Origin of the sequence: Marivita sp. S0852 (genome assembly GCF_046591575.1) — a bacterium.
Taxonomy (GTDB): domain Bacteria; phylum Pseudomonadota; class Alphaproteobacteria; order Rhodobacterales; family Rhodobacteraceae; genus Marivita.
In genome coordinates, this window is sequence record NZ_JBIQWA010000009.1 from 59,670 (window position 1) to 83,871 (window position 24,202).

The window sequence follows — 24,202 nt, forward strand, 5'->3', positions numbered from 1 at the left end:
AATTGTTGGACGAACACTCACGGCTGTGTCGCAAGTGAACTTTCGAACTGTGCGATCGCTACGGATTTGTCGTCCTCATCGTTCTCGAACAGCTTTGTGGTTCGCACGCCCGGCAACTTGCCAAAATCCGCCATCAGGCGCTTTGGAAAAAATGTGCGTCCGATGGATTCAAATCCTGGTAATTGTCTGAGTACCGCGGAGGTACTGGCACTACAAAAACCGGAAGCGGCTGGGCCGCTGGCAATTGCAAGGCGCAAAGCCTGCTCCGCGACTTCGGGAGACACATCGATCTCTTGTATGACGACATGGTAGGTCTCGCGAGCATGAGCCCGCGCATAAAAATCGGCCACTTGTGGAGTAATGCCATAAAGCACATCTCCCCGTTCCGGTACAGCGCTCAGCCGGACCGTTCCTGCCGGATCGAAGATAACACGCTGCGACCCATTAATCATGACGCTGCTATGCGCACCCGCCCCGGACCTGTTGTTGATCATGGTGTACAACGTCAGCGCGGCCGGTCCATCGTGACGGTAGGATGCGCTACTGATGACTTCGGCTGAAGCATCCGGGCGCATGTCGTTTCCTGCACCGCACCCCGCCAAAATTACCAAGGTTAGAACTGAGAAAATGCGGTTCAAAAAGAGCACCCTGCAGCCTCCTGCCATGGGTTGAATGATTGAATTTTCGGGATATTCAGGGCCTCTAGCAATCTCGACATCAACTCTTCCGGATTTCACCTCTACCGAAACATGGGTTCGGTTTCGGTTGGTATACGGATCCTCGACACCTTTTTTTCTGGATATCGCATGTTTCAGATGAAGAGGAGCGTTCGCCCCGAATTGATTTGTCGCAATTTGTAACAGACCCCGCCTTTGTGACCTCGCGATACAAAACACCGGCTCGCGTGGCATTCCGCATCTGCAGGTGCCCCCCATATGCTGGGTATCGCAACACTGACACGAGGTGATCGAAATGAAACGCAACACTTTACTCGCTGCAATGACCCTGGCTGCAACCGCCCTTGGCGGTGCCGCATTCGCGGACGCCAACCACGGGCGTGGGGGACAATTTGGCGCCCAGAGCGGACCAGGCATGATGCAGAACGGTGGTCCCGGTATGATGGGGAACATGGGCGGAATGATGGACATGATGAAGCGCATGCACGGAAACATGATGGGCGCAGGCATGATGGGCGCAGGCATGGGCAGTGGTATGATGAGCCCAGGCATGGCTGGCGGCATGATGCAAATGTTCGACACTGATGGAGACGGCACAACGACGCCGGAAGAAATGCGCACGCAGCTGCAGGCCAAGCTTTCCGAGTTTGACAGCGACGGGGATGGAAGCCTCTCGATTACCGAGTTTGAAGCTCTCCACAGCGCGATGATCCGCGAAATGATGGTGGATCGCTTCCAACACCTCGATGCCGATGGCGACGGCGCGGTGACGCCGGAAGAGATGGCCGCTCCTGCCGATAGGATGGAGCGGATGCAGATGATGCGGTCGAATATGGCAGATGCGCCTGCGCGGCCTGGCAACGGTCAGGGCATGGGCAACGGCTCCATGATGCAGGACAACTGAGCCAATGGGTGCCGGTTTTTTTCCGGCACCCGTCCTCACAACCCCAAAACCATTCGCGGTCGGGACATTGAACCGAACCGCGACCTGAACCGTTTAGCCTCGGTATGCCAACAAATAGAGACACGGAAAGGAAAATTCCCATGGCCTATACCTATGATCGCGTCCTGAAAGACACCAAAATCGATGACGCAGAGATGCGTGTTCGGGATGCTTTGGCAGACAAGGGCTTCGGCGTTCTGACTGAGATTGACGTCAAAGCGACGATGAAAAAGAAACTTGATGCGGACATGCCGCCTTACCGCATCTTGGGGGCCTGTAATCCGGGCATGGCGCACAAAGCCATCGAGATCGAGCCTCGCATCGGTGCGATGCTTCCCTGCAATGTTATCCTGCGGCAACTGGACGGCGACACCGAGGTCAGCGCGGTCGATCCTGTCGCTTCGATGCAGGCGGTGCAGAACCAAGACCTGGACGCGGTCGCCGGCGAAGTCCGCGATCTCCTTCGGGACGCCCTCGACACCGCGTGATGGCGGGATGGGCGTTGGATGCCCTGTCGCAGATCGAGCGCCTTTAGCGGTGCTCGATCAATGCCATCTAATCCCCACGTAAATTCCTGATGAGGAACTCACCCAGTGCTGCCAGCGGGATTGCCATTTCCGGATATTGGAACCGACCTCTTCTCCTTCGACATCGGGGGGGTCACATTCGCACTCCGCTGGTACGCGCTAGCCTATATCTTCGGTATCCTGATTGGCTGGCGCATTTGTTCGAGTGCCATAAGCCGTCCCGCGCTCTGGACGTCAGCTGGACCGCCGCTTGACCGAACGCAGATCGAAGATCTTCTGACGTGGATCATCATCGGCGTGATTGCTGGTGGTCGCCTGGGCTTTGTACTGTTCTACCAGCCCGCATATTATCTCGCCAATCCCTTGGAAATTCTGATGGTCTGGCAAGGCGGCATGTCTTTCCACGGGGGGTTCGCGGGAGTTGTCATCGCGGCCTTGCTGTTCTGCCTTAGACAGAACGCGTCATTGCTCAGCACTGGCGACTTGCTGGCTTTGGCAACACCACCAGGCTTGTTTCTTGGAAGGCTGGCGAACTTCACCAACAATGAGTTGTGGGGGCGTCCAACGGACGTTCCCTGGGCGGTGATCTTTCCCGGCGAAGTCGCGCAGGCCTGCCCAGGGGTTAGCGGCCTCTGCGCCCGACACCCGTCCCAGCTGTACGAGGCGGTATTGGAGGGGCTCATTCTTGGAATACTGCTCATTTATCTCGCTTGGGGCCGGGGCTGGCTGAAAATGCCCGGTGCCTTGGCTGGCGTGTTTCTGACCGGCTATGGTCTTGCCCGAAGTTTCGTCGAGATGTTCCGGCAACCGGACCAACAATTTGTGACGGCGGACAACCCGATCGGCCATGCGCTTCATTTTGGTGAGTGGGGTTTGACCATGGGCCAGTTGCTCTCCATGCCAATGGCGCTGGTCGGGCTGGCGTTGATCGTGTTCGCCCGGCGGGAACGGGGCCGGACAGCGCCACCCCGCAGAGCCGCAATGTAATCGCCGTACTGATCTCTCTTGACCCTCCCGCGGATGGAAGCCCTAGGCAAGAGAAGCATTCTCGGAAAGGACCGCAAAATGAGCACTCCCGACAGTTCTGAAACCACAGCAGCTTCTTCGGTATTCGTTTGCCCCATGCACCCTGAGGTGCGGCAGGACGAGCCCGGCAATTGTCCGAAATGCGGGATGCACCTCGTGCCGGAATCGGAGCTCGAGGTCCATTCAGCACATGATCATCACGAACACCACGCGGGTGCCACGCCGGCCGATGGCCGATATGATCTGGTTCCTACAGGACATGATGGTCCCATTTTCACCTGCCCGATGCACCCTCAGGTGCGGCAGCCTGATCCGGGCGCGTGTCCGATCTGTGGTATGGGATTGGAACTGGAATCCGGTGTGCCGGGCGATGAAGGTCCAAATCCCGAACTGGTGGATTTCACACGGCGGTTCTGGGTCGGCACAGTCCTGACGATCCCGCTCCTTGTCCTCACGATGGGGCCATTCGTCGGTTTCCCCGCAGTCCGGACTTTTTTTGGCGAAAGCACCACACAATGGATCGAATTGATCCTGGCAACGCCAGTGGTCTTGTGGTGCGGCTGGCCGTTTCTGGAACGCGGATGGATTTCGTTCCGCACATTGAACCTCAACATGTTCTCCCTGATCGGCATGGGCGTTCTTGCCGCCTGGCTCTTCAGCGTCGTTGCCGTTCTCGCACCGGACATATTCCCTGATGGGTTCCGAGACTCCGAAGGCCATGTCGGCGTCTATTTCGAGGCGGCGGCGGTGATCGTGACGCTGGTGCTGCTCGGCCAGGTGATGGAACTACGCGCCCGCGAGGGGACCGGCAAGGCGATCCGCGCGCTTCTCGACATGGCGGCAAAGACCGCGCGGGTCATCCGGGACGACGGATCCGAGGAGGAAATCCCGCTGGAGGACGTGCAAGTCGGGGACCGGCTGCGCGTGCGGCCCGGTGACAAGGTGCCGGTCGATGGCGTGGTTCTGGACGGCCGGTCCTCGGTCGACGAAAGCATGATCTCCGGTGAACCCGTGCCGGTCGAGAAGACCGAGGGCGACCCGCTGACCGGCGCGACGATCAATGGCACCGGCAGTCTGGTGATGGAGGCGACGCGTGTCGGGTCCGACACGATGCTGGCTCAAATTGTCGAGATGGTGTCGAACGCGCAGCGCTCGCGCGCCCCGATCCAGAAATACGCCGACAAGGTGGCGGGATATTTCGTTCCGGCCGTCATCGGTATCGCGGTCCTGTCCTTCATCGCCTGGGCGATCTGGGGGCCCGCGCCTGCGCTTTCCTACGCATTGATTTCGGCGGTGGCGGTTCTGATCATCGCCTGTCCTTGTGCGCTTGGCCTGGCGACACCGATGTCGATCATGACAGCGACAGGACGGGGCGCTCAGGCAGGGGTGCTGATCAAGAACGCCGAGGCGCTGGAGCGGTTCGAGAAAGTCGATACCCTGATCGTCGACAAGACCGGCACGTTGACCGAAGGCAAGCCGCGGCTTGTCGACGTACTCCCGCAACCCGGCCACGACGAAGCCGAGGTCTTGCGTCTCGCCGCATCGCTTGAGCGCGGATCGGAGCACCCCTTGGCCGAAGCGATCGTCAGGGGTGCGGAGGAGCGAGATGTCAAAATGGACGAGGCACGGGACTTCGAGGCGGTCACTGGCAAGGGCGTCAAGGGGGTCGTTGACGGCAAAGCGGTCGCGCTCGGCAATTTGGCGATGATCCGCGAATTGGGGCTCGAGGCGGGCGCGTTGACCGCCAAGGCCAATGCCCGCCGCGACGAAGGCGAGACGGTCATGTTCGTTGTGCTGGATGGCGAGATCGCCGGTCTAGTTGCTGTCGCCGACCCAGTGAAGGAGACCACGCCAGAAGCCATCGAGGATCTGCATGAACTGGGGTTCCGCGTCATCATGGCGACCGGCGACAACGAACGCACGGCCAAGGCCATCGGCACGCGGCTCGGAATCGATGAGATCCGGGCCGACGTGCTGCCGGAGGACAAGGCGCGGATCATCCTTGAGTTGCAAGAGGCGGGCCACAAGGTCGCCATGGCCGGGGATGGCGTCAACGACGCCCCCGCGCTCGCGCAGGCCGATGTCGGCATCGCCATGGGCACCGGCGCCGATGTGGCCATCGAAAGCGCGGGCGTCACGCTGGTCAAGGGCAACCTTGATGGTATCGTGCGTGCGCGGCGGCTCGCCCGGGCCACGATGCGCAACATCCGCCAGAACCTGTTCTTCGCGCTGATCTACAACGCCTCCGGCGTGCCGGTCGCGGCGGGAGTTCTGTTTCCCTTCTTTGGCATCCTCATCAGTCCGATGTTTGCTGCCTTCGCCATGAGCGCGTCGTCAATCTCGGTGGTGCTCAATTCGCTGCGCCTTCGCGGCGTTCGTATCTAGAAGCGCGCAACAGCGTTCGGATGAACCAAAATTAAAAGGGGGCCATTTATGCAGAGCGAAAAAGAAACGTACCGCGAAAATTCCATCAGTCTGGGCGGAGCCGTTGCGATGGGGACAGGCGTGATGATCGGCGCTGGAATCTTTGCGTTGACGGGGCAAATCGCGCAGCTCGCCGGCCCGCTTTTCCCGCTTGCATTCATCGCCGGCGCGGTCGTCACAAGCTTCAGCGCCTACAGCTACATCAGGATGTCGAACAAATGGCCGTCCTCGGGTGGCATCGCCATGATCCTGCAGAAATGCTATGGCCCCGGAGCCATCGCGGGCGGGGCCGCACTGCTGATGGCGCTCAGCATGGTGATCGCGGAAAGCCTCGTCGCGCGAACCTTCGCCACCTATGTCCTGCGCCCTTTCGATATCGAAGGTGGCCCATTGGTCCCCGCTCTGGCTGTGGCCGTGATCGTTTTCGCCTTTTTGGTGAACATGGCCGGAAACCGCTCGGTCGGGCTGTTCTCGTTGATCATGGCCGCGATCAAGATCGGAGGCATAGCTCTGTTTGGCATCGCGGCCCTGTGGTCCAGTGGTTTTGCGTTCGCCGCGGCGTCCGAGACCTCACAATCCTACGGGCTCACGGGGTTCATCGCCTCTACGGCGCTGGCCATCCTTGCGTTCAAGGGATTCACCACGATCACCAACAGCGGAGCCGAGATCACTGAACCAAATCGCAATGTTGGCCGAGCGATCATGTTCTCTATCGGAATCTGCGTCGTCGTCTACCTGTTGGTCGCCTACGGGGTCGGTTCGAGTCTCACGATCGAGGAGATCATCTCAGCGCGTGACTATTCGCTGGCACAAGCGGCGCAGCCCGCCCTTGGACAAACCGGCTTCATACTCACGGTGATCCTGGCCGCTGTCGCAACGGCGTCCGGCGTTCTGGCCAGCGTCTTCGCGGTGTCGCGTATGCTGGCGATGCTGACCGACATGGAAATGATCCCGCACAGCCACTTCGGTATGCCAGGTCCCATCCAACGCCACACCCTGGTCTATACTGTCGTCATCGCCGCGACGTTGGCCGTGCTCTTTGATTTAGGCCGGATCGCATCCCTCGGTGCTTTCTTTTACCTCGTCATGGACATGATCATACATTGGGGCGTGTTCCGCTATCGTCGAGCAGACGTCGGCGCCTTCGGTATCGTGCTTTTGACTGCCCTGGCGCTCGATGCGATAGTACTGGCAGCTTTCACCGTGATGAAGCTTCAAAGCGACCCGATGATCGTTCTCTACGCCGCTGTCGGGATGATCGCTGTGTTCGCCTTCGAGCGCGTTTACTTGTCGCAATGGGTGGCACCGCAAGTCGCCCCCGCCCCCGCCCACGCCCACGGTGATTAGCCTGCCATCACCTGGCCTGAAGAGATGCGATGCCTTGTGCGCCGATCGTGATCAGCCCGACCGACAAGGCAAACGCAGCCAGGGCAAGCAGCATCACGCCCGTGTTCATGGGCAAGCGACGTACAACCGGTCCAAGAAATTCCGACCGCCCGAAAGCCGAGACGTAGAGCGGCAACGCGCTTATCATAGTCGCATAGAGGTAAACGCCGGAGATGTTCTCGAAAAACGCCGAACGCGCAAGAGTCGGGGATACAACCGCCAAAGCGGTTGAACGATTGCCGCCGAATGACCCGAACCAGTCGGCAGATAGAACGTATATCAGCACGTGGAGACCTGGAAAGAGAAGGGCTCTGAGCAAGACATCGACCAGCACGAAAAACGCCGTGTCTCTTGAGCCCGCCTTTGGTTGCTTTGTCATAGCGAAAAGGAAAAAACTGACATAGTTGACGGCAAAAACCACGGGCAAACCGTTGGTCGCAACCTGCCTTAGTAAGCGCATGAGTGCCGGTCCGCCGGCAGCAAGAGCCGGAGCAAAGCCCGGAGCCAGTAAGACGTAGAACAACAGGACCGGCAGTAATGCAGCGAAGCTGAACAGCAGGACATTTCTAACAAACTGAGCCGCGGGCATACTGATAGAGAAAAATCTATCCATTGAAATAGCCTGCCATGTGGGCACCACTAGGTCGATGATACGGGGCGTTGTTGCACAAGTCTGACGCCTCAGGATTCCCTTCGCGAACCCATGCTGTTAGCCGCATTCCATGAGCAACCCATCTCCCGCCCGCTATCGTACGACCAACTGGTCCAGCTACAACGCATCGCTGCGCAAGCGGGGGTCCCTGCTGATCTGGGTCGACGAAGACATCACTTGGCGCGCGCCCTCACCGCCGCCCTCCTAGCCGGCACGATATCATTTCTGTCCCCCTGCGTGCTACCTCTTGTGCCAGGTTATGTCTCCTACGTAACCGGGCGCACAGCCGCTGAGGGCGGGGTGGTCGGCGCTTCGCCGTCGCGCGCGGTCTGGCTGAGCCTGTGTTTTGTCCTCGGCTTCTCCACCATCTTCATGGGACTTGGCGCATCCGCGACTGCAATGGGTCAGGCCCTGCTTCGGTGGCGGTATGAACTCAACCTCGTTGGGGGCGGCATCATCATTTTCTTCGGGCTCTTCATGATAGGAGCCGCGCGTGTTTCGGTCATGGAACGCGACTTCCGATTCAATCTCAACATCCCCGGGGGCCAACCCGCTGCGTCCTATGTCCTCGGTCTTGCCTTCGGTTTCGGCTGGACTCCGTGCATCGGCCCGATCCTCGGCGCGATCCTGACAGCCAGTGCGGCGAGTGCCACGATGGGCGAAGGTATCATGCTGCTTGCCGTCTATTCCGCCGGCCTTGGAATACCGTTTCTGATCGTGGCCGGATTCACCGACCAGATCGCGGGACGGTTGCGGGCCATCGGCCGGGTTGGCCGCCGCCTCCACCAGCTTGCGGGCATAGTGATGATCTTGATGGGGCTGGCGATGATGACAGGGCAGTTGAGCGCGCTGTCATACTGGATGCTCGACGTATTTCCGGTTCTGGGACGGATCGGATAGCTCCATTAGTAGCAGCGTCTATTGATAACAGAAAATTTTCTTGAACCTCTAGTAGCTTTAGGAGTTAAGCCACCGACAAAGAACGGCACCATGGAGCAAGTTGCCAATAACGCCTCACTCCTTCCCGGGCGAACAACACTGCGTTCGGGGTAAGGTTCGGTTTGCCGTCCAATGCGTGAACGGAGCAATCTATATGCTGACAAGACGACATTTCATCCAGACGACCACCGCGCTGTTTTCGGCATCGATATCCAGCCCGCTCCTTGCAGACACGTGGCCTACCGATGCGCAGAAGGCAGCTTGGGACGCACAGGTTACACCTCCCGGCTACGACCCGGCCACGTCCAACCCTTGGGGCCTTCACCCTCGCTTCCTGCCACAGCGGGTCCTCGCGAAGGACGGACTTGTACCCGGTGATATCCATGTCGATGCTGTTGCGCGCTATCTCTACCACATCGAAGAAGGCGGCACGGCGATGCGCTATGGCGTGGCGATCGCGCGCGGTAAACTTTACGAACCGGGCACCTATACGATCAAGCGCAAGGTCAGGTGGCCGCATTGGCAGCCGACACAAAACATGATCGACCGCGACCCAGAGCTTTACGCCGATATCGCTGACGGTATGGAACCCGGACCTGAAAACGCGCTCGGATCGCGAGCCCTCTATCTCTTCGTCGGCGACCGAGACACCTATCTAAGGATTCACGGGACACCGTATCCAAGAAGCATTGGCGGCCGTGCGAGTTCCGGCTGCGTCCGAATGGTCATGGCACACATCAATGATCTCTATCCCAACGTCGAGATTGGCTCGACGGCATTCCTGTACTCGGCGGAAGACAGCGTCACCCCGAGAAGTTGACTGGCGCATCATGTGTTACGCGTGGGCTTGACGCATCTATGGGCTGATCAGGACTGGCGCGAAGTGCAGATGGGGTTGCCACCTGCCGAGCGTAGCGGAACCAAGGTGTTTTCCACCGGACCGCTGTGTTCATACCAATAACAGCCATCCTCGGGACGAAGCCGCGCCGTGGTGAGATCCTGACCAGGCGCAGCAAGGGCAATGACGGCCTCGGGAACACTTCCCACTTCGTTGCGAGCGCCGCCGTCGTCCAGCGTTGGCACCGCGCAGCCAGCAAGCACCAATGTCGCTGCGATAATCGGCGCGTTTCGTTTCTGCATGTCTACCTCACTCATTCTGATCGCTTCGTACCGGCAAGCGTTGCTCCAACCGCGTCGTTTCAAGGGGGCGGCTAGCTTCAAGCCTCCGCAGGGCGCCTTTCTTGCTGGACGAATATCCACTTGTTGCCCTTGAAGCTCTAGTTACTGTAGGGGCTATGTCAATGTGGAATCAATGAATCCTGAGGTCAATCCATGTCTTCCGACGGCAACCGCAACGATCACGGCCATCCGGGTGATCAAGAGCATTCTGACCCAAGAGGCAACTCCTGTTGCGACGCCAGCAAGGACGTCGCGTCCACGGCGCCAGCGCCGTCTGGCGGAAGGAGCTTTCAGGTCTCCGGGCTCGATTGCGCCGAAGAGGTGGCGATCCTGAACCGGGTTGTCGGGCCGAAAGTGGGCGGAACCGAACACCTGGCATTCGACGTGATCAACGGGCGAATGACCATCCTCGATAGCGCCGAGAGGATACCAGACGACGAAGTCACGCAGTTGGTCGCAACGACCGGCATGAGCGCCAAGCCATGGGATGCCGACAACGCAGCAGAGGACCAGGCGGCGCATCTGGCACGTCAGAAGCGCTTTACCTCGTTGAGCGGCGGCTTCTGGGCGGCGGGATTCCTTTTTCACATTGTCGAGACCGGCATGGGCGGCGCGCTCGGGCTCTTTGCGGGCCATGGCGAGGTGCCTATGCCTATGGTGGAAGCAGGGATCTTCGCCGTCGCGATTCTTTTTGGCGTCTGGCTTGTCGCGCCCAAGGCCTGGTCTTCGGCGCGGAGGCTTAGCCCCGACATGAACCTGCTCATGGTGGTGGCCGTCGCGGGCGCCATCGGCCTCGGCGAGTTTTTTGAGGCCGCGACGGTCGCCTTCTTCTTCTCGCTTTCGCTTTATCTTGAGAGCTGGAGCGTGGGGCGGGCGCGTAATGCGGTTTCCGCGCTCCTCGATCTGGCGCCGCCAACGGCGCGGGTTCTTTACGACGACGGATCTGAATCCGACGTTCCGGCCGCGGCCGTGGCAGTCAATGCAAGGTTTATCGTGCGCGGCGGCGACCGGATCCCCCTCGACGGTGAGGTCGTGGACGGGGCAGGGGCCGTCGATCAGGCCCCAATTACTGGGGAAAGCGCGCTAGTGCCCAAGGAACCAGGCGACGAGGTCTATGCCGGCACGATCAACGGCGAGGGCACACTGACGGTGCGGGCGACGAAGGCCGCCTCGGACACGGTGCTCGCGAAAATCATTCGCATGGTGGGCGATGCCCATGCCCGCCGCGCGCCGGTCGAACAGTGGGTGGCCAAGTTCGCGCGCATCTACACACCCATCGTGATGGCTTTGGCGATCGCCATCGCGCTGGTGCCGCCACTGCTGCTCGGCGGCGCCTGGGACTACTGGTTCTACAATGCTCTGGTCCTTCTGGTCATCGCATGTCCTTGCGCGCTGGTCATTTCTACGCCGGTCTCCATCGTGGCAGCGCTGACCGCGTCGGCACGGGCGGGGGTGCTCATCAAGGGCGGCGCCTATGTCGAGGCGCCGGGGCGGACCACGGCACTGGCGATGGACAAGACCGGGACGATCACCATGGGCGAGCCTGAGGTGGCGGCGGTTCACCCACTGGTCGGCGTTTCCGCACGCGATCTCATGGCGCTGGCAGCAAGCCTGGAGGCGCGGTCTTCACACCCGCTGGCACGCGCCATCCTCTCGCGCGCCGAAGCCGATGGTGTTTCCGTGTCTGCCGCAGAGGACACCCGTACCGTGCCCGGGCGCGGTCTGGAAGGACGCGCCGACGGGCGCGCTATCTGGCTCGGCTCGGATCGCTTCGCCGAAGAGAAGGGGTTCGGCAATGCCATTCCGGCGGATCTGCGGGATCGGATCGAAGGGGCAGGGAGCACCCTCGTTGCCGTGGGTGACGAGACCGGCGTGACCGGCGTACTGGAGCTTCGCGACCGCATCCGCCCAGATGCAAAGGGGATCGTTGCGCGTCTGCATGCGCAGGGTGTGAAGACCATCGTGATGTTGACGGGCGACAACGAACGCACCGCGCGCGCGGTGGCAGCCGAAGTCGGCATCGACGAGGTGCGCGCCGAACTTTTGCCAGAAGACAAGGTGACGGCCATTGAGGAACTCGTCGAAAGCCACGACATGGTGGCGATGATCGGCGACGGTGTGAATGACGCACCGGCCATGGCGCGGGCGCATTATGCCATCGCCATGGGCGCTGTCGGATCGGATGCCGCGATCGAGACGGCCGACATCGCGCTGATGACCGACGACATCGGCAAGGTACCCTGGCTTATCGGCCATTCGCGCCGTGCCATGACGATCATCCACCAGAATATCGGCATATCGCTGGCGACCAAGGCGCTGTTCGTCGGGCTGACCGCGTTCGGTATGGCCTCAATGTGGGGCGCCATTGCTGCGGATGTAGGCGTGTCTCTGCTGGTGGTCGCCAACGCACTTCGGCTCCTGAACGGCCATCAGGTTGAGGCCGGGCCTTCAGGCGGAGAACCGGCGGGCGAGCAGATGGCGAAAGGAGCACTGGCGCACGGTCATTGATCCGGCGGTTTCGGTAGCTCGATATCGCTTTTGCGGTCCAGCCACGCCAGCGCCCCGACAGAGAATTCCGAACCCCGGTAGGGTTCCGTCCAGGCGGTCTCGATGTCGTCCCAGGGCAGAGGCTCGAGATTTCCAAGAAAGAGCGTCAGACGGTAGGCCGCTGCCTCGGGAAGCCAAGGCGCCTCCTTGGCCGGCGTCGCGGCGACAGGTCCGGACAGGAGGAGCGCACTTGCGAGTGTGGCGAGCAGCACTCTCATAATATTTCGCATCACCACGGCCTCCAAAGTAAAAAGTTAGACATGGCTAACTTATCTACCCGAAGCAAACAAGTTGTCAATCCCGCTGTTTCGCTGCAAAGTCCCGAGTATGACAAAGCTACAATCACAAGGGCGTGAGCCATTCGAAGCGGTCGACCGGGCTCCCGAGGCGCAGGCCGATGGCTTTGCGACCGTGCGTCAGGCACATGAAAGCGAGATGGCGGAGGATTACGTCGAACTGATCGCGGAACTGATCGAGACGCGCGGGGAGGCCAGACCGGTCGAGATCGCCGAGCGGCTTGGCGTGAAGCCGCCGACCGTGACCAAGAACATCTCGCGGCTCAAGGCTGCTGGTCTGGTCCGGCGGGAGCCATACCGCGCGATATTCCTCACCGATGCCGGGCAGGACCTCGCGGAGATCTGTCGACGCCGCCACAGGGTCGTCGTCGCCTTTCTTCTGAGCCTGGGAATCGACGAAGAGACCGCGGAACGCGATGCGGAAGGGATCGAGCATCACGTCAGCGGGACGACATTGGAGGCGTTCGAGCGACGGCTCAATCAGAAATGAGCTCGCCTAGATGCACATTCGCGCGATTCTCTATCGGGACCTCGAGCTATCAGGTCTTCAAGCCGCTGACACGTTTGCGCAATTTCGAAGCTCGCTAGCCGAGAACCCGCGACAGCACGATGGTTGCAAACAGGGCGACAAGTCCGAAGGCGATCGCAGACGCTACCGCATATTGGAGGATATCCAGGTGATTCCCCCTCCTCCGTCGTGCCAGATAGCCACCCCAGATCGCGCCTCCGATAGCGCTCACGATCACAAGCATCAGGATACCTCCGTTCCAAAATGCCGCGCATCGGGATCTCGTCCGAGCAAACTGGCCAGCCAGCCGAAGACCCAGCACCCAAAAACAAGAACCAACAAGGTCCAGTCGCCGAACCGCGCATAGGGCGTTGGAGTACGCGCGCCCGGCAGGCCGGCATCAATGGTGCCTGTTTCCCCGGTATCAAGACGCGCGACGACATTTCCATTGGCGTCGATGATCGCGGATATCCCAGTGTTGGCCGCCCGGACCACGGGAAGTCCCTCCTCGACCGCGCGCATCCGCGCGGAGGCGAGGTGCTGCTCGGGTCCGATGCTGGTTCCGAACCAGGCATCATTTGTGGCGTTGAATATCCAGTCGGGGCGGAAAAGGTCATCGACCACGTGGCCCGGAAAGATGATCTCGTAACAGATCGCCACCGCGACCAGAGGCGCGCCAGGGATCGCCAGCGTGCGCGGCCCTGGTCCCGGCGTGAAATCGCCCAACCCTTCGGTCAGCCGCTCGATGGGCAGCCAGCCTTTCAGGGGCACATATTCCCCGAACGGAACAAGATGATGTTTTGCATACCCCGTCAGAACCTCGCCGCTGCCGTCATAGGCCTGAACCGTGTTGAAATATCTGGTTCCCCCATCGCCCTCCACTCGGTCAGGCGCACCTGTCAGTAGGATCCTGCCGTCTGGCAAAGCTGCAGATATCCGCGCGCGTGCCGCAGCATCTTCGTCCAGAAAGCCGGGGAAGGCCGTTTCCGGCCAAAGCAGCAAATCGAAACGTCCGGGTTGCGCGGACAAGCCCAGGTATTTTTCCAAGGTTCGCTGGCGGCTGCCCGGTACCCACTTCTCGACTTGTGGCACATTGCCTTGGACGATGCGCAAAGCAACGTCTGTCGGCGGCACGTCCTGCCCTGACCGAAGCGCACCGCCAACCCAGAAACCCGCCACAGCAACGGCGAAGAGCACGAGAACAGGCGCGCGTCTCTTTGGCGCCGCCACAGTCAACACACCTGGCAATATGCCGATGAAGACCGTGAGAAAGCCCAAACCGTAGCTTCCGACCCAGGCGGCGGGTTGGCGCAGGGCGGCATAGTCGACAAGGGCATAAGCGGCAAGGTTCCAGGGAAACCCTGTCAGGACATGACCCCGCAGCCATTCCGTGGCCACCCAGCAGGTTGCAAACAGCAGGCCTGCCGCAATGCCGCCGACAGCTCGGCGCTGCATGATGGCGGCAAAAAGCATCGCCGCCATGCCCGGGAAGATGGCAAGTCCGGCGGACAGACCCGCGACCGCCGGAATCGCCAGTGCGCCGAAACGTTCGGCATCGACGTAAAAGCTCTCGGCGATCCAGGAAATTCCAATCCCGAATTGGCCCAGTCCGAAAGCCCAACCGACAAGGAAAGCGCGCGAGGTTGAGATGTTCCGGAGAACGATAAAGAGCACGGAGAAGGCTACAGGGACCGCGATGAGCCAAGAAAACGGCGGAAGAGTCAAAACCGTCAATCCGCCGGCAGCAAGGGCAAGACCCATGCGCTGGAACAGGTTCAGGTCCTCACTAACGAACTGCGGCAATCCCGGCTTCATGAATCGGTCTGAAGTCGAGCGCCAACCCACGGCGCAATGAGCAGCAGCATCACGCCGCCAACCACAAAAACATCGGCCATGTTGAAGGCAGGCCAGTGCGCCGTCCCGATGTAGAAATCGAGGAAATCCGTCACCGCACGATAGCGCAGGCGGTCCAGAATATTGCCGAGTGCACCGCCGATGATCGCACCATAGGCAATGGCCTCGACCCGGCTGCTGGTACGGACCAGCATGAACGCCAGCCAGACGCAGATGCCAAGCGCCAGTAAGACAAGGCTCCACCACGGCGCGCCGCCGAGAAGCCCGAAGGTCACTCCGTCATTGCGCAGGTAGATGAGATTGAAGCCGGGAAAGACCGATACGCCGGAACTAAGAACAGTCGCATTGGACACAACGATTGCCTTCGTTGCCTGATCGACAAGAAAGGCGATCAGCGCAGCAAGCAGACCGACGAAGAGGCAAGTTCTCATCAGCTTATCCCAGCCAGACGTCGAGGAACAACATGATCACAAGACCAACGGCGAGGCCGAGCGTCGCCCTGTTCTGATGGCCGGATCGGTGGGTTTCCGGAATGATCTCGTGGCTGATGACGTAGAGCATCGCACCTGCTGCGAAGGCGAGACCCCAGGGCAGCAGCGGTTGCGAAAGACTGATAATCCCTGCGCCGAGAAGTCCACCGACGGGCTCGACGAGACCGGTCAGAGCGGCGATGCCCCAGGCGCGAAGCCTGGAATAGCCCTCGCCGAGCAACGAAACCGCCACCGCCAGACCTTCGGGGGCATTCTGTAATCCAATACCGATCGCAAGTGGCAACCCGCCCGACAAACCGTCAGCCCCGAACCCGACGCCGACGGCAAGCCCTTCGGGAAAATTGTGGATAGTGATCGCGATGATGAAAAGCCAGACGCGCCGCAGCGATGCGGCGTCGGGACCTTCCCGCCCCGTCTTGAAATGTTCATGCGGTAGCCGTTCGTTCATCAGAGCGATCGCGCCCATGCCAAGCAGGATCGCAACACATACGATGGCCGCCGGGAGAGCACCGTTGTCGAACTGTCCTTCAGCTGCGTCGAGAGCCGGGATGATCAGCGAGAAGAACGAAGCCGCGAGCATGACACCCGCCGCGAAGCCAAGCAGCAGATCGCGCGTGGCCCGGGACGGGATGCGCCCAAAAAGAACGGGGACCGCCCCGACCGCGGTCAGCGATCCGGCGGCCAGGCTTCCAAGAAAGCCAAGCGCTATGGGGGAGAGGGGTTCCAATTGTTAAGGTTCTGCCGCGAGTTCAGTCAGGAGCCGAGTAGCTGGTGTAGACCTCGGTCGATCCGTCTTCGTGGATCAGGAAGACATCGTAAGCCTCCCGGTCGTCCTCCGGTCCCATGCCGGGCGACCCGTAGGGCATTCCCGGCACCGCCAGGCCTACCGCGTCTGGCCGGTCCTCCAGCAGGCGTTGGATGTCAGCCGCCGGCACGTGGCCCTCGATCACATAGCCGTCGACCAAAGCCGTATGGCAGGAGACCATGCGCTGCGGCACGCCATTGTCGAGTTTGAAGCGCACAAGAGATCCTCCGAACATGTCCTCGCCCATCGGCGCGAAGCCATTCTCCTCGAGGTGCTTCATCCAGGACAGGCAACAGCCGCAGCCGTTTGTCTTCCGGACGTCGATCTGAATCGCCTCTGCGACGGCCTGCGCCGCAGGAAGCAAGGCAAATGCGATGGCAAGGGCGGGAGTAAATCGTTTCATGGATCAAAGCCTTTCGGTTGTCGTCTGTGCAAATTCGCTGGCGAGCCTCTCAGCAAGAAGTGAACGCGCCTCACGCAGTCGCTCAAGCGCGGCCGTGTCGTCCGCTTCACGCTCGGCCGCCTCTGCCAATCGGTCGTCAGAGAGAGGGTCGGTTGGGCGACCGTCCACCAGCACTTCGTAATGTAGGTTGGGGCCTGTCGCGGTACCCGTCGCACCGACCCGCCCGATCATATCTCCGGCCATCACGCGTTGCCCTTGTGTGAGCCCGTCCGGTACGGCGCTCAGATGCGCATAGCGCGTCAGGGTGTCGGAGCCATGAGCGATCTCGACGACCCGGCCATACCCACCGCGTCGGCCGATGAAGCTAACGCGGCCCGGCGCCGTCGCCTGTACCGGCGTGCCGCGCGCCGCCGCGAAGTCGACTCCTGTGTGCATCCGTACATTGCCGTAGACCGGATGGGTGCGGCGCCCGAACACAGAACTCAGCCGTGCACCTTCGACCGGTTGCGCAAACACGCGCAGGACTTCTCCGTCGACATAGATCGTCGCTTGGCCGCTGCCGTCGTTCGGCCAGACGATTTCATAGACCGAGCCATCGATATCCAGTGCGGCAAAGGCAAGCTCGGGCTGACCAATCCTCTTGTTCCCGTCTCGGGCCTCGCGCCAAAGGAGGCGCATCGTCTCGCCACCCGCAAGATCACGACGGAAATCCACGGTGCCGCCCAGCATCTGCGCCAGGTCCACCGCAAAACGGGCGGGGATGTCTGCCGTGTTCAGGGCGGCGAAAATCGAGCTCTCGATCACCGCCTCGCCGGCGAAAGTCACCAATTCGGGATCCGGGTCCAACACGCGGGCGGCAAGCTGTTCGCCGAAGACCGCCTCTATCCGGACACCGTCTTCGACGGCGAGCTCTACACGACGCGGGTTGTCGTCCGTTGTGGAAACCACCGTAATGATGTGACCCGGACGCAGACGGCGCAGATCGTATTCCGTGCCAATCGCCAAGGCGATTTCGGCGCGATCCGAAGCATCCAGCCCCGCATCGGAAAGGACCGCATCAAGCGTCTCGCCGGACGCAATCTCCCGCGACCAGGTGACCAGCGGGGGCTCGATAGATGGCAAGGAGGTATCAGCGGGGGAAACGGTCAGGAGCGGCCGGGGTCTGAACTCGAATGCGATATCCGCCTGGGCGAGTGTAGGGCGGACCGAATTGGTTTCGGTAATCCGAGGCGGCGCAAGCGGATTGGGAGTCCAGAGGGTCGCTTCAGCAATCGCAGGGGGCACCGGTTCTTTGGACAGAACGCCAGAGATGGCGATGGCGGTCACCGAAAATGCGCCTGCGACCGCAACGGCCGCCAAGACAGTTCTTATCTTCATGTTGCCCCCTCTACGTCTTCTGTCAGTGCGCGCTGGATCTTCGGCACCGCGAATTCTCTTTGCTCGTGATAGTCGATCATGGTGACGAGCTCACCCTCGGCATCGAACAGGAATACGCTTGCCGTATGGTTCATCGTATAGCCGCCGCCCTCAGTCGGGACGCGCTCAAATGAGGCACGAAACCCTTCTGCAGCGCGGGCAATTTGGTCTTCCGGCCCCGTCCAGCCACGAATGACCGGATGAAAATAGCCGACATATTCGGCCATGGCCTCGACCGTGTCCCGCTCCGGGTCGACCGTGATGAAGACCACGTTCATCTCTGATGCTTCGTCGCCCAGTTCCTCAAGCCAGCCGGAAATATCCGATAGGGTCGTCGGGCAGACGTCCGGGCAGTAGGTGAACCCGAAAAACACCATTGTGGGACGACCGATCAGGTTGCCAGGCCCTACCTCATTTTCCTCGTGGTCGGTCAGCCGGAACTCCATCGCCGATAGGGGCAGGGGCCGCTGCCCTTTTGGTTCAGGCGCACCGGGCCCGTCCACCCGCCACCAGCCCACGAAGAGCGTCAGGCCAAGAACGCCGGCACCGGCTGCGCCGTATAGAAGGAGCTGCCGACGTTGCATCAGCCCTCCGGTCCACGCGCGGCGATTCCGAGGATTGGGACCTCGACCGTCACCTTGCCGCCATCCGAGAAGGTCAGTGTCAGCGGGAAATTCTCGCCTTCGGTCATCGGCTCTTGCAGCTTCATGAGCATGGCGTGCAACCCGCCCGGCTCCAATGCCACGCTTTGGCCGGGCTCAATCGTGATCTCGCCTGCAGGCGCCATGGAACTGACGCCATCGGAGTTGGTTTTCGACTCATGGATCTCGGGCATCATTGCCAGCGGTGTCGCAAGTCCGGTCAGCGTAACGGCGTCTTCACCCGTGTTGCGCACGGTCATATAGGCGGCACCTGGCCTGTTGACGCCGATCGAGGCGCGGGACCACGCATTCTCGACCACGACATCCTCCGAACCGGCCAGTGCGGGGGCCGACAGCCCTGCAACCGTCAAAAGCACGGCCAATGCATTGGTATATCTCAACTTCTTCACCACTCGTTTCTCCTGCCTCCGCAAATCAGCTTTGGCTTGCCGCAACTTCCACTGCCACCAGCCTCTGCAATTCGGCCTCACCGAACGGATCGAGAGGCTTGCCGTTCACGAAGAACGTGGGCGTTTGGCGGACCCCGACTGTCTCGACATCGGCGCGGTCCTGGTTGAGCACCGCCACAACACCGGGGGCCAGCATCTGTGTCCGGGCAGCTTCGACATCCAGACCTCCGCTTGCTGCAATCTCAAGGATCAATCCGGGTGCCGGGGTCCCGTGAGACGCCCATCTGGGCTGCTCTCGCAAGACTGCCTCGAGCACAGGTTCAAACACGTCCTGCATGCGCGCCGCCTCGAGCACACGGATCGCTTCTACCGACGCCTCGCCGTGAAAAGGCGTATAGCGGATTACAACGCGCACCGCGTCTCCGTGCTCCGCCATGATATCCTCGACGACCGGATAGAAAGCGCGGCATGCCTCGCAGGCCGGGTCGAAGAATTCAACGATGGTTACGGGCGCATCCTCGGGCCCGAGGATCGGGGAATAGGGTCGGATCAGCGCGTCGGCCATTTCAGGGTCGATGGGATCGGACGCGGCAATCGGGTCGGGGCGGGTGGCATACCAGGCGGCACCGCCGAAACCGGCGACCCCGAGCGCGAGAACGGACAGGATGAGGCCGCGTCGTTTCATTTTTGTGTTTCCTTCAGTGAGAGAGCCGACAGCAGACCGATCATCGCGAAGGCGACGAGCGCCATCAAAGGAATCGGAATGCCGAAGACCAGTTGATTGTCGTCGGTACAGGATGGGCCGGTCGCCGTGCAGGGCTGGATACGCTCGGGGATAACGCCGACATAGAGGCCCAAGTGCCAAAGCGCGACGGCGGCACCGCCCAAAGCCAGCGCGATCCCGTAGCGACCCACGCGCCGATCCTGCCACCACAGCCCAAGCCCGAGGATGATGGCCAAGGGGAACATGAAGGCACGCTGGAACCAGCAGAGCACGCAAGGTGTCTGCCCCAGAACCTCGCCGATGAAGAGCACGGCAAGCGACGCGGTGAGCGCGATGATCCAGGCCAGGCCAAGGGCCGTCTCTCCGGAAAGTCGGGTCATGACGATCAGATCCTCTGTCTCAGATCGGCGAGGATCTCTTCGGCGGGCGTGCCGTAGGGCCAGGAGTCCGCGAAGCCTGCTTGCGTGTCGAAAAGGAAAAGATGCGACGTGTGACCCATCGTGTATCCGCCCGGCGCAGTCGCCTGCTCGATCCGCTCAAAGAATATCGGAAAGGTTTCGGATGTCGCGGCGATCTGCTCCGGTGTACCGGTCAGCCCGATGATCCCTGCGTCGAACAGGGGCACATACTCGGCAAGTGCAGTCGGCGTATCCCGCTCCGGATCAATCGTTATGAAAATCGGCTGAACCATTGCTGCCTCATCGCCCAGGCCCTCCATCACGGCCGCGACTTCGGACAGTGTTGTCGGACAGACGTCGGGGCAATTGGTGAAGCCAAAGAAGACCAGCATCCAGCGCCCTGCGAAATCTTCGTCCGTTTGGACCATGCCGCGATGATCGGTCAGTTCGAAATCAGCAAGAAACGGTGGTTCACTCTCGGTGCGGGCAAGATCGGCACGGTAGTCGGACCATAGCAACAGCCAGATGAAAACGAACGCCGCCGCGCCCGCCAACACCCACAATACCTTCTGAAGACCTGAAAGCCTCACGCCGCTCCGCCCGAACCTGATTCTATATTTTGTGTGCGTTTACATCCTCTAGCTACTGTAGGTTCAAGCGTGATTGTCATCGATCGGCCAACAATCACCGATCTGTGAAACTCGGGTGAAGCTTGTGATGCGCACCGCATAAAGCTACACCCACTGTAGGTAATGTGGGGAGCGGAAATGCTGACGATTGGGACGCTGGCGAAGAAGACCGGAACAAAGGTGCAGACCATCCGGTATTACGAGCAGATCGGACTTATGCCTGAGCCCGGCAGGACCGAGGGGGGCCAACGACGCTATGGCGACGCCGAACTCGACCGCTTGTCATTCGTCCGGCACGCACGGCAACTGGGGTTCTCGTTGGACGCGATCCGTGAGCTCCTCGATCTCAGCGATCATCCGGGAAAGTCCTGCGCTGAGGCGGATGCAATAGCCCGTCGGCAACTCAAACAGGTCGAGCAACGATTGGCGCGGCTCGAGGCGCTGCGGACGGAATTGAAGCGGATGGTGCATGAGTGCAGCGGCGGACAGACTTCTGATTGCCGTGTGCTCGAGGTACTGCGCGACCATTCCGAATGCCTGACCGACCATGAAGAGATCGGCGCCTGAGCAATTTCGACGACCTTTGATCGGAACGCAAAAAGCCCGGTGTTAGTTACTCATTGGCAATTCACTAATTTGGATACCCGGCATGGCGGAGCAGAGAAACGCAACGGAAAGACGCACACTCTGGATCGTGCTGGGTCTCAACATCGGGCTGGCAGTCGCTTTCTTCGCCTCGGGCGCATTCGGCGAGTCAAGCGCGCTTATCGCCAATGGCCTCGACAATCTGTCGGACAGTTTCGTCTACGCGATCAGCCTCTTCGCGCTGTCCCGCTCCGCCAAGTGGAAGCGCGGAGCGGCGAACGTTTCGGGCGGCCTGCTGATCCTCTTCGCCCTTGGAATCCTGTATGACGCGTGGCGCCGCTACGTCGGCGGATCGGATCCTCTTGGCACGATCATGATTGTCATGGCGCTGGTAGCGGCGGCCATCAACGCACTTTGCGTCTGGCTGCTGGCACGGCTTCGCGATCCAGACGTAAACATCCGAGCGGCGAATACGTTCAGCTGGAACGACTTCGCGGCCAATCTCGGAATCGTCGTCGCAGGCGGGCTCGTAGCCTGGCTCGGAACGAATTGGCCGGACCTTGTCGTGGGCGTGATTGTCGCCGGCATCGCGGCCTGGGGTGGCGTCGGAATCCTGAGAGACGCGCATGGTGAACACCACAAGGCGGTGCACAATGACGATCAGGTAACCAAGGACTCGGCCTGAAATCGGGGCTTGAAGCTACAGTGACTGTAGCAACTACATATTCTCGTGAACGATTCGAGGAGGTATCCCGTGAACCCCGCCGACCCTCATTTGGCCAAAACCCGGCTGCTGGATTTTGACGCGACCTCAATTGCAAAACTGATCGAGGAGCGCGGCTGGGCAGACCTTCCCAGCGACGACCGAATTGGGGCCATCTACGATTTCGTCAGGAACGAGATTACCTTCGGCTACAACCGCGCCGACGACATTCCGGCGTCCGAGGTCCTCGCAGATGGCCACGGGCAGTGCAACACCAAGGGCACGCTCCTCATGGCCCTGCTGCGTGGCGTGGGAGTTCGCTGCCGACTGCACGGGTTCACAATCCACAAGGCGCTTCAGAGAGGCGTCGTTCCGGAACTCGTCTATCCCCTCGCGCCGTCCGAAATCCTCCACTCCTGGGTAGAGGTGGACTTGGGCGACGGATGGGTCAATCACCGCCAGAACTTCGGATTTGTGCGCGACTTGCTCTATCGCCACGTCATCCGTCACTGGATGAATGCCAGGGTTCGCCGCATCCGCCGCGGAATCTTGCCGCCGGTCCCCGGATTCGATCGGCCGAACCACCGCCATGAGGAGACGAACCGTGCCGCATGATCACGGCCACGCCCACATCGATCCTCAATCCGGTGATCGTCGCGTCTCCATCGCCATCTGGGCCAACGGCCTCCTGACGGTCGCGCAGATCGTCGGCGGGATCCTTTCCGGCAGCCTCGCGCTGATCGCGGATGCCCTCCACAATTTCTCGGACATGGCGTCGCTGGTGATCGCCTTCTTCGCGCGTAAGATCGCTCGCCGCCCGGCGGACAAGCGCATGACCTTCGGCTATGGGCGGGTAGAAATCGTCGCAGCGCTCATCAACTACACGACACTTATCCTGATCGGCTTCTACCTGATCTACGAGGGTGGCATGCGCATGATCGACCCACCAGAGGTACAGGGCTGGACGGTGGTGATCCTGGGCGGTGTGGCACTGGTCGTCGACACGTTGACGGCGCTGCTCACCTATTCGATGCAGAAAGGCAGCGTGAACATCCGTGCGCTCTTCCTGCACAACCTATCGGACGCTTTGGCCTCCGTGGCGGTCATCATCGGCGGCTCGCTCATCCTCCTCTACAACATGCGGTGGGTCGACCCGGCGATCACCATCGGCATCGCTCTCTACATCCTCTACCTCGCATTTACCGAGATCGGCGGTCCGATTCGGACGCTGATGCTCGGCAGTCCACCGGACATCGATAATGAAACCGTCGTTCAGGCGATGCGGGGTGTGGATGGTGTCGCGGACGTTCATCACGTGCATCTGTGGCAGATGCAGGAGCACGAGGCGGCTCTGGACTGCCACGTCGTGCTGACAGCGGACGGCTGGGGTCAAATCGAAAAGATCAAGGCCGCGATCAAGGACCGGCTGAAGGACGATTTCAGCATCGGTCATTCGAGTCTGGAATTTGAGCATGAAGACCGCGCACACGAAAACGCTGACCTTTACGGTCACGGCAAACCGGAAAAAGAGGAGGAAAACCATGTTCACCGAGACACTGACAGCTCATGACGACACGATTGGCCTCGCCTGCGAGGGCAAGCTCAGCGAAAGCGACCTGAAACGGATGCACGCCCTGCTTCATGAGCGCCTGCAAGAGACAAGTAAGCCCGGCCTGGTTCTCGATCTCACGAGGTTCGAAGGCTACGATGGGCCGTCCGCTCTGCTCGAAGATCTGAAAATCGACACAGCCCATAGGAATGACTTCCGCCGCGTCGCTGTGGTGGGCGAAGGGGCTTTGTTGGAGTGGGGAACCAGGTTCGCCGACGTGCTGACCACGGCAGAACTCCGTTAGTTCGACCCGGCGGAAATGAAGGCGGCAATCGCCTGGGCAAGTGAAAGGTAGAGTAGCTTTCAATCAGATGCCTTCGCAGAAGACAGCATCTGTTCGAAACCATAAACAAAAGAACTACAGCAGTTGCGAGACCCAAGAGCAATCCGAAAGTTCTGAACATGGTCGCTCCTTTCGCAAAGGAGTAAC

Annotated in this window: 28 protein-coding genes and 1 pseudogene; 15 read left to right on the plus strand and 14 right to left on the minus strand. The window is 60.7% G+C overall.

Annotated elements, in window-relative coordinates; all coding sequences use genetic code 11:
- Positions 1-17: 17 nt before the first annotated feature.
- On the minus strand, positions 18-575 hold the full coding sequence (locus tag ACG74X_RS17155) for a hypothetical protein (RefSeq protein ID WP_012187179.1): 558 nt from the start codon (positions 573-575) through the stop codon (positions 18-20).
- A 397-nt stretch (positions 576-972) separates the two neighbouring features.
- Between ACG74X_RS17155 and ACG74X_RS17160 the strand changes: the two genes are divergently transcribed.
- From ACG74X_RS17160 to ACG74X_RS17180, 5 genes are all read left to right on the plus strand, one after another.
- Positions 973-1,581: an EF-hand domain-containing protein gene (locus tag ACG74X_RS17160; RefSeq protein WP_012187178.1), complete on the plus strand. Its 609-nt coding sequence runs from the start codon at positions 973-975 to the stop codon at positions 1,579-1,581.
- 140 nt (positions 1,582-1,721) lie between these two features.
- Positions 1,722-2,108 carry a DUF302 domain-containing protein gene (locus ACG74X_RS17165; protein ID WP_007803435.1) on the plus strand — a complete coding sequence of 129 codons (387 nt, stop codon included), beginning with the start codon at positions 1,722-1,724 and terminating at the stop codon, positions 2,106-2,108.
- Between the two features lie 105 nt (positions 2,109-2,213).
- Entirely contained in the window at positions 2,214-3,134 is a 921-nt protein-coding gene (gene lgt / locus ACG74X_RS17170; RefSeq protein WP_007803438.1) for a prolipoprotein diacylglyceryl transferase, read from the plus strand.
- Between the two features lie 78 nt (positions 3,135-3,212).
- Positions 3,213-5,558, plus strand: a complete 2,346-nt coding sequence (locus tag ACG74X_RS17175) for a copper-transporting P-type ATPase (protein ID WP_012187177.1) — start codon at positions 3,213-3,215, stop codon at positions 5,556-5,558.
- Between the two features lie 48 nt (positions 5,559-5,606).
- A complete protein-coding gene (locus tag ACG74X_RS17180; RefSeq protein WP_007803442.1) occupies positions 5,607-6,944 on the plus strand; it encodes an APC family permease in 1,338 nt (445 codons plus the stop codon).
- 7 nt (positions 6,945-6,951) lie between these two features.
- On the opposite strand, the gene ACG74X_RS17185 is transcribed toward ACG74X_RS17180, so the two are convergent.
- A complete protein-coding gene (locus ACG74X_RS17185; RefSeq protein ID WP_007803445.1) occupies positions 6,952-7,596 on the minus strand; it encodes a hypothetical protein in 645 nt (214 codons plus the stop codon).
- 109 nt (positions 7,597-7,705) lie between these two features.
- Between ACG74X_RS17185 and ACG74X_RS17190 the strand changes: the two are divergent.
- From ACG74X_RS17190 to ACG74X_RS17200, 3 genes and pseudogenes are all read left to right on the plus strand, one after another.
- Positions 7,706-7,825: pseudogene (locus ACG74X_RS17190) on the plus strand (IS5/IS1182 family transposase); the annotation flags it as partial.
- Complete coding sequence (locus ACG74X_RS17195; protein ID WP_007803446.1) at positions 7,813-8,535, plus strand: cytochrome c biogenesis CcdA family protein; 723 nt, start codon at positions 7,813-7,815, stop codon at positions 8,533-8,535. The pseudogene ACG74X_RS17190 and the gene ACG74X_RS17195, both read left to right, overlap by 13 nt.
- A 193-nt stretch (positions 8,536-8,728) precedes the next feature.
- A complete protein-coding gene (locus tag ACG74X_RS17200; protein ID WP_007803448.1) occupies positions 8,729-9,394 on the plus strand; it encodes a L,D-transpeptidase in 666 nt (221 codons plus the stop codon).
- A gap of 47 nt (positions 9,395-9,441) precedes the next feature.
- Here ACG74X_RS17200 and ACG74X_RS17205 read toward each other — a convergent pair whose 3' ends face one another.
- Entirely contained in the window at positions 9,442-9,729 is a 288-nt protein-coding gene (locus ACG74X_RS17205) for a hypothetical protein (protein ID WP_369817429.1), read from the minus strand.
- A gap of 345 nt (positions 9,730-10,074) precedes the next feature.
- On the opposite strand from ACG74X_RS17205, the gene ACG74X_RS17210 reads away from it, so the two are divergent.
- A complete protein-coding gene (locus tag ACG74X_RS17210) occupies positions 10,075-12,261 on the plus strand; it encodes a heavy metal translocating P-type ATPase (protein ID WP_043755113.1) in 2,187 nt (728 codons plus the stop codon).
- Here the strand turns inward: ACG74X_RS17210 and ACG74X_RS17215 are convergent.
- Positions 12,255-12,518 carry a hypothetical protein gene (locus tag ACG74X_RS17215; protein ID WP_224888552.1) on the minus strand — a complete coding sequence of 88 codons (264 nt, stop codon included), beginning with the start codon at positions 12,516-12,518 and terminating at the stop codon, positions 12,255-12,257. The two genes, ACG74X_RS17210 and ACG74X_RS17215, sit on opposite strands and share 7 nt — an antisense overlap.
- Positions 12,519-12,627: 109 nt before the next feature.
- Between ACG74X_RS17215 and mntR the strand changes: the two genes are divergently transcribed.
- Positions 12,628-13,086, plus strand: a complete 459-nt coding sequence (mntR, locus tag ACG74X_RS17220) for a manganese-binding transcriptional regulator MntR (RefSeq protein ID WP_008327326.1) — start codon at positions 12,628-12,630, stop codon at positions 13,084-13,086.
- A 261-nt stretch (positions 13,087-13,347) separates the two neighbouring features.
- Here the strand turns inward: mntR and lnt are convergent, their stop codons facing one another.
- The 10 genes from lnt to ACG74X_RS17270 are packed head-to-tail and all read right to left on the minus strand — an operon-like array spanning position 13,348 to position 20,800.
- The gene (gene lnt, locus ACG74X_RS17225; RefSeq protein WP_009807490.1) at positions 13,348-14,919 is read right to left on the minus strand and encodes an apolipoprotein N-acyltransferase; all 1,572 of its coding nucleotides are present in this window, start codon (positions 14,917-14,919) and stop codon (positions 13,348-13,350) included.
- Entirely contained in the window at positions 14,916-15,389 is a 474-nt protein-coding gene (gene lspA, locus ACG74X_RS17230; protein WP_007803461.1) for a signal peptidase II, read from the minus strand. Before lspA ends, lnt begins: the two co-directional genes overlap by 4 nt.
- Positions 15,390-15,393: 4 nt before the next feature.
- On the minus strand, positions 15,394-16,176 hold the full coding sequence (locus tag ACG74X_RS17235) for a ZIP family metal transporter (protein WP_007803463.1): 783 nt from the start codon (positions 16,174-16,176) through the stop codon (positions 15,394-15,396).
- A 22-nt stretch (positions 16,177-16,198) separates the two neighbouring features.
- On the minus strand, positions 16,199-16,657 hold the full coding sequence (locus ACG74X_RS17240; RefSeq protein ID WP_007803465.1) for a DUF411 domain-containing protein: 459 nt from the start codon (positions 16,655-16,657) through the stop codon (positions 16,199-16,201).
- 3 nt (positions 16,658-16,660) lie between these two features.
- Positions 16,661-18,034 carry a M23 family metallopeptidase gene (locus tag ACG74X_RS17245; protein ID WP_007803467.1) on the minus strand — a complete coding sequence of 458 codons (1,374 nt, stop codon included), beginning with the start codon at positions 18,032-18,034 and terminating at the stop codon, positions 16,661-16,663.
- The gene (locus ACG74X_RS17250) at positions 18,031-18,657 is read right to left on the minus strand and encodes an SCO family protein (RefSeq protein WP_007803468.1); all 627 of its coding nucleotides are present in this window, start codon (positions 18,655-18,657) and stop codon (positions 18,031-18,033) included. Before ACG74X_RS17250 ends, ACG74X_RS17245 begins: the two co-directional genes overlap by 4 nt.
- A complete protein-coding gene (locus tag ACG74X_RS17255) occupies positions 18,657-19,127 on the minus strand; it encodes a copper chaperone PCu(A)C (RefSeq protein ID WP_008327335.1) in 471 nt (156 codons plus the stop codon). Before ACG74X_RS17255 ends, ACG74X_RS17250 begins: the two co-directional genes overlap by 1 nt.
- Positions 19,128-19,149: 22 nt before the next feature.
- Positions 19,150-19,809: a DsbA family protein gene (locus tag ACG74X_RS17260; RefSeq protein WP_007803472.1), complete on the minus strand. Its 660-nt coding sequence runs from the start codon at positions 19,807-19,809 to the stop codon at positions 19,150-19,152.
- The gene (locus tag ACG74X_RS17265; protein WP_007803474.1) at positions 19,806-20,228 is read right to left on the minus strand and encodes a disulfide bond formation protein B; all 423 of its coding nucleotides are present in this window, start codon (positions 20,226-20,228) and stop codon (positions 19,806-19,808) included. The genes ACG74X_RS17260 and ACG74X_RS17265 overlap by 4 nt, the downstream gene beginning before the upstream one ends.
- Before the next feature lie 5 nt (positions 20,229-20,233).
- On the minus strand, positions 20,234-20,800 hold the full coding sequence (locus ACG74X_RS17270) for an SCO family protein (RefSeq protein ID WP_007803475.1): 567 nt from the start codon (positions 20,798-20,800) through the stop codon (positions 20,234-20,236).
- Between the two features lie 213 nt (positions 20,801-21,013).
- On the opposite strand from ACG74X_RS17270, the gene ACG74X_RS17275 reads away from it, so the two are divergent.
- From ACG74X_RS17275 to ACG74X_RS17295, 5 genes are all read left to right on the plus strand, one after another.
- Entirely contained in the window at positions 21,014-21,442 is a 429-nt protein-coding gene (locus ACG74X_RS17275; RefSeq protein ID WP_007803476.1) for a MerR family transcriptional regulator, read from the plus strand.
- 82 nt (positions 21,443-21,524) lie between these two features.
- Positions 21,525-22,145 (plus strand): cation transporter, encoded by a 621-nt coding sequence (locus ACG74X_RS17280; RefSeq protein ID WP_008327361.1) that lies wholly within the window; start codon positions 21,525-21,527, stop codon positions 22,143-22,145.
- Positions 22,146-22,214: 69 nt separating this feature from the next.
- Positions 22,215-22,778: a transglutaminase-like domain-containing protein gene (locus tag ACG74X_RS17285; RefSeq protein WP_007803479.1), complete on the plus strand. Its 564-nt coding sequence runs from the start codon at positions 22,215-22,217 to the stop codon at positions 22,776-22,778.
- Complete coding sequence (locus ACG74X_RS17290) at positions 22,768-23,733, plus strand: cation diffusion facilitator family transporter (protein ID WP_007803480.1); 966 nt, start codon at positions 22,768-22,770, stop codon at positions 23,731-23,733. The genes ACG74X_RS17285 and ACG74X_RS17290 overlap by 11 nt, the downstream gene beginning before the upstream one ends.
- Positions 23,705-24,016 (plus strand): STAS/SEC14 domain-containing protein, encoded by a 312-nt coding sequence (locus tag ACG74X_RS17295; protein ID WP_007803481.1) that lies wholly within the window; start codon positions 23,705-23,707, stop codon positions 24,014-24,016. Before ACG74X_RS17290 ends, ACG74X_RS17295 begins: the two co-directional genes overlap by 29 nt.
- Positions 24,017-24,202: the final 186 nt, after the last annotated feature.

What these genes read in the sequence shown, in the direction of transcription:
- ACG74X_RS17155 (WP_012187179.1), bottom strand. Translation starts at nt 575, where the DNA reads ATGCGCCCGGATGCTTCAGCCGAAGTCATCAGTAGCGCATCCTACCGT.
- ACG74X_RS17160 (WP_012187178.1), top strand. Translation starts at nt 973, where the DNA reads ATGAAACGCAACACTTTACTCGCTGCAATGACCCTGGCTGCAACCGCC.
- ACG74X_RS17165 (WP_007803435.1), top strand. Translation starts at nt 1,722, where the DNA reads ATGGCCTATACCTATGATCGCGTCCTGAAAGACACCAAAATCGATGAC.
- ACG74X_RS17175 (WP_012187177.1), top strand. Translation starts at nt 3,213, where the DNA reads ATGAGCACTCCCGACAGTTCTGAAACCACAGCAGCTTCTTCGGTATTC.
- ACG74X_RS17180 (WP_007803442.1), top strand. Translation starts at nt 5,607, where the DNA reads ATGCAGAGCGAAAAAGAAACGTACCGCGAAAATTCCATCAGTCTGGGC.
- ACG74X_RS17185 (WP_007803445.1), bottom strand. Translation starts at nt 7,596, where the DNA reads ATGGATAGATTTTTCTCTATCAGTATGCCCGCGGCTCAGTTTGTTAGA.
- ACG74X_RS17200 (WP_007803448.1), top strand. Translation starts at nt 8,729, where the DNA reads ATGCTGACAAGACGACATTTCATCCAGACGACCACCGCGCTGTTTTCG.
- ACG74X_RS17205 (WP_369817429.1), bottom strand. Translation starts at nt 9,729, where the DNA reads ATGAGTGAGGTAGACATGCAGAAACGAAACGCGCCGATTATCGCAGCG.
- ACG74X_RS17215 (WP_224888552.1), bottom strand. Translation starts at nt 12,518, where the DNA reads ATGAGAGTGCTGCTCGCCACACTCGCAAGTGCGCTCCTCCTGTCCGGA.
- mntR (WP_008327326.1), top strand. Translation starts at nt 12,628, where the DNA reads ATGACAAAGCTACAATCACAAGGGCGTGAGCCATTCGAAGCGGTCGAC.
- lnt (WP_009807490.1), bottom strand. Translation starts at nt 14,919, where the DNA reads ATGAAGCCGGGATTGCCGCAGTTCGTTAGTGAGGACCTGAACCTGTTC.
- lspA (WP_007803461.1), bottom strand. Translation starts at nt 15,389, where the DNA reads ATGAGAACTTGCCTCTTCGTCGGTCTGCTTGCTGCGCTGATCGCCTTT.
- ACG74X_RS17240 (WP_007803465.1), bottom strand. Translation starts at nt 16,657, where the DNA reads ATGAAACGATTTACTCCCGCCCTTGCCATCGCATTTGCCTTGCTTCCT.
- ACG74X_RS17245 (WP_007803467.1), bottom strand. Translation starts at nt 18,034, where the DNA reads ATGAAGATAAGAACTGTCTTGGCGGCCGTTGCGGTCGCAGGCGCATTT.
- ACG74X_RS17250 (WP_007803468.1), bottom strand. Translation starts at nt 18,657, where the DNA reads ATGCAACGTCGGCAGCTCCTTCTATACGGCGCAGCCGGTGCCGGCGTT.
- ACG74X_RS17260 (WP_007803472.1), bottom strand. Translation starts at nt 19,809, where the DNA reads ATGAAACGACGCGGCCTCATCCTGTCCGTTCTCGCGCTCGGGGTCGCC.
- ACG74X_RS17265 (WP_007803474.1), bottom strand. Translation starts at nt 20,228, where the DNA reads ATGACCCGACTTTCCGGAGAGACGGCCCTTGGCCTGGCCTGGATCATC.
- ACG74X_RS17275 (WP_007803476.1), top strand. Translation starts at nt 21,014, where the DNA reads ATGCTGACGATTGGGACGCTGGCGAAGAAGACCGGAACAAAGGTGCAG.
- ACG74X_RS17280 (WP_008327361.1), top strand. Translation starts at nt 21,525, where the DNA reads ATGGCGGAGCAGAGAAACGCAACGGAAAGACGCACACTCTGGATCGTG.
- ACG74X_RS17295 (WP_007803481.1), top strand. Translation starts at nt 23,705, where the DNA reads ATGTTCACCGAGACACTGACAGCTCATGACGACACGATTGGCCTCGCC.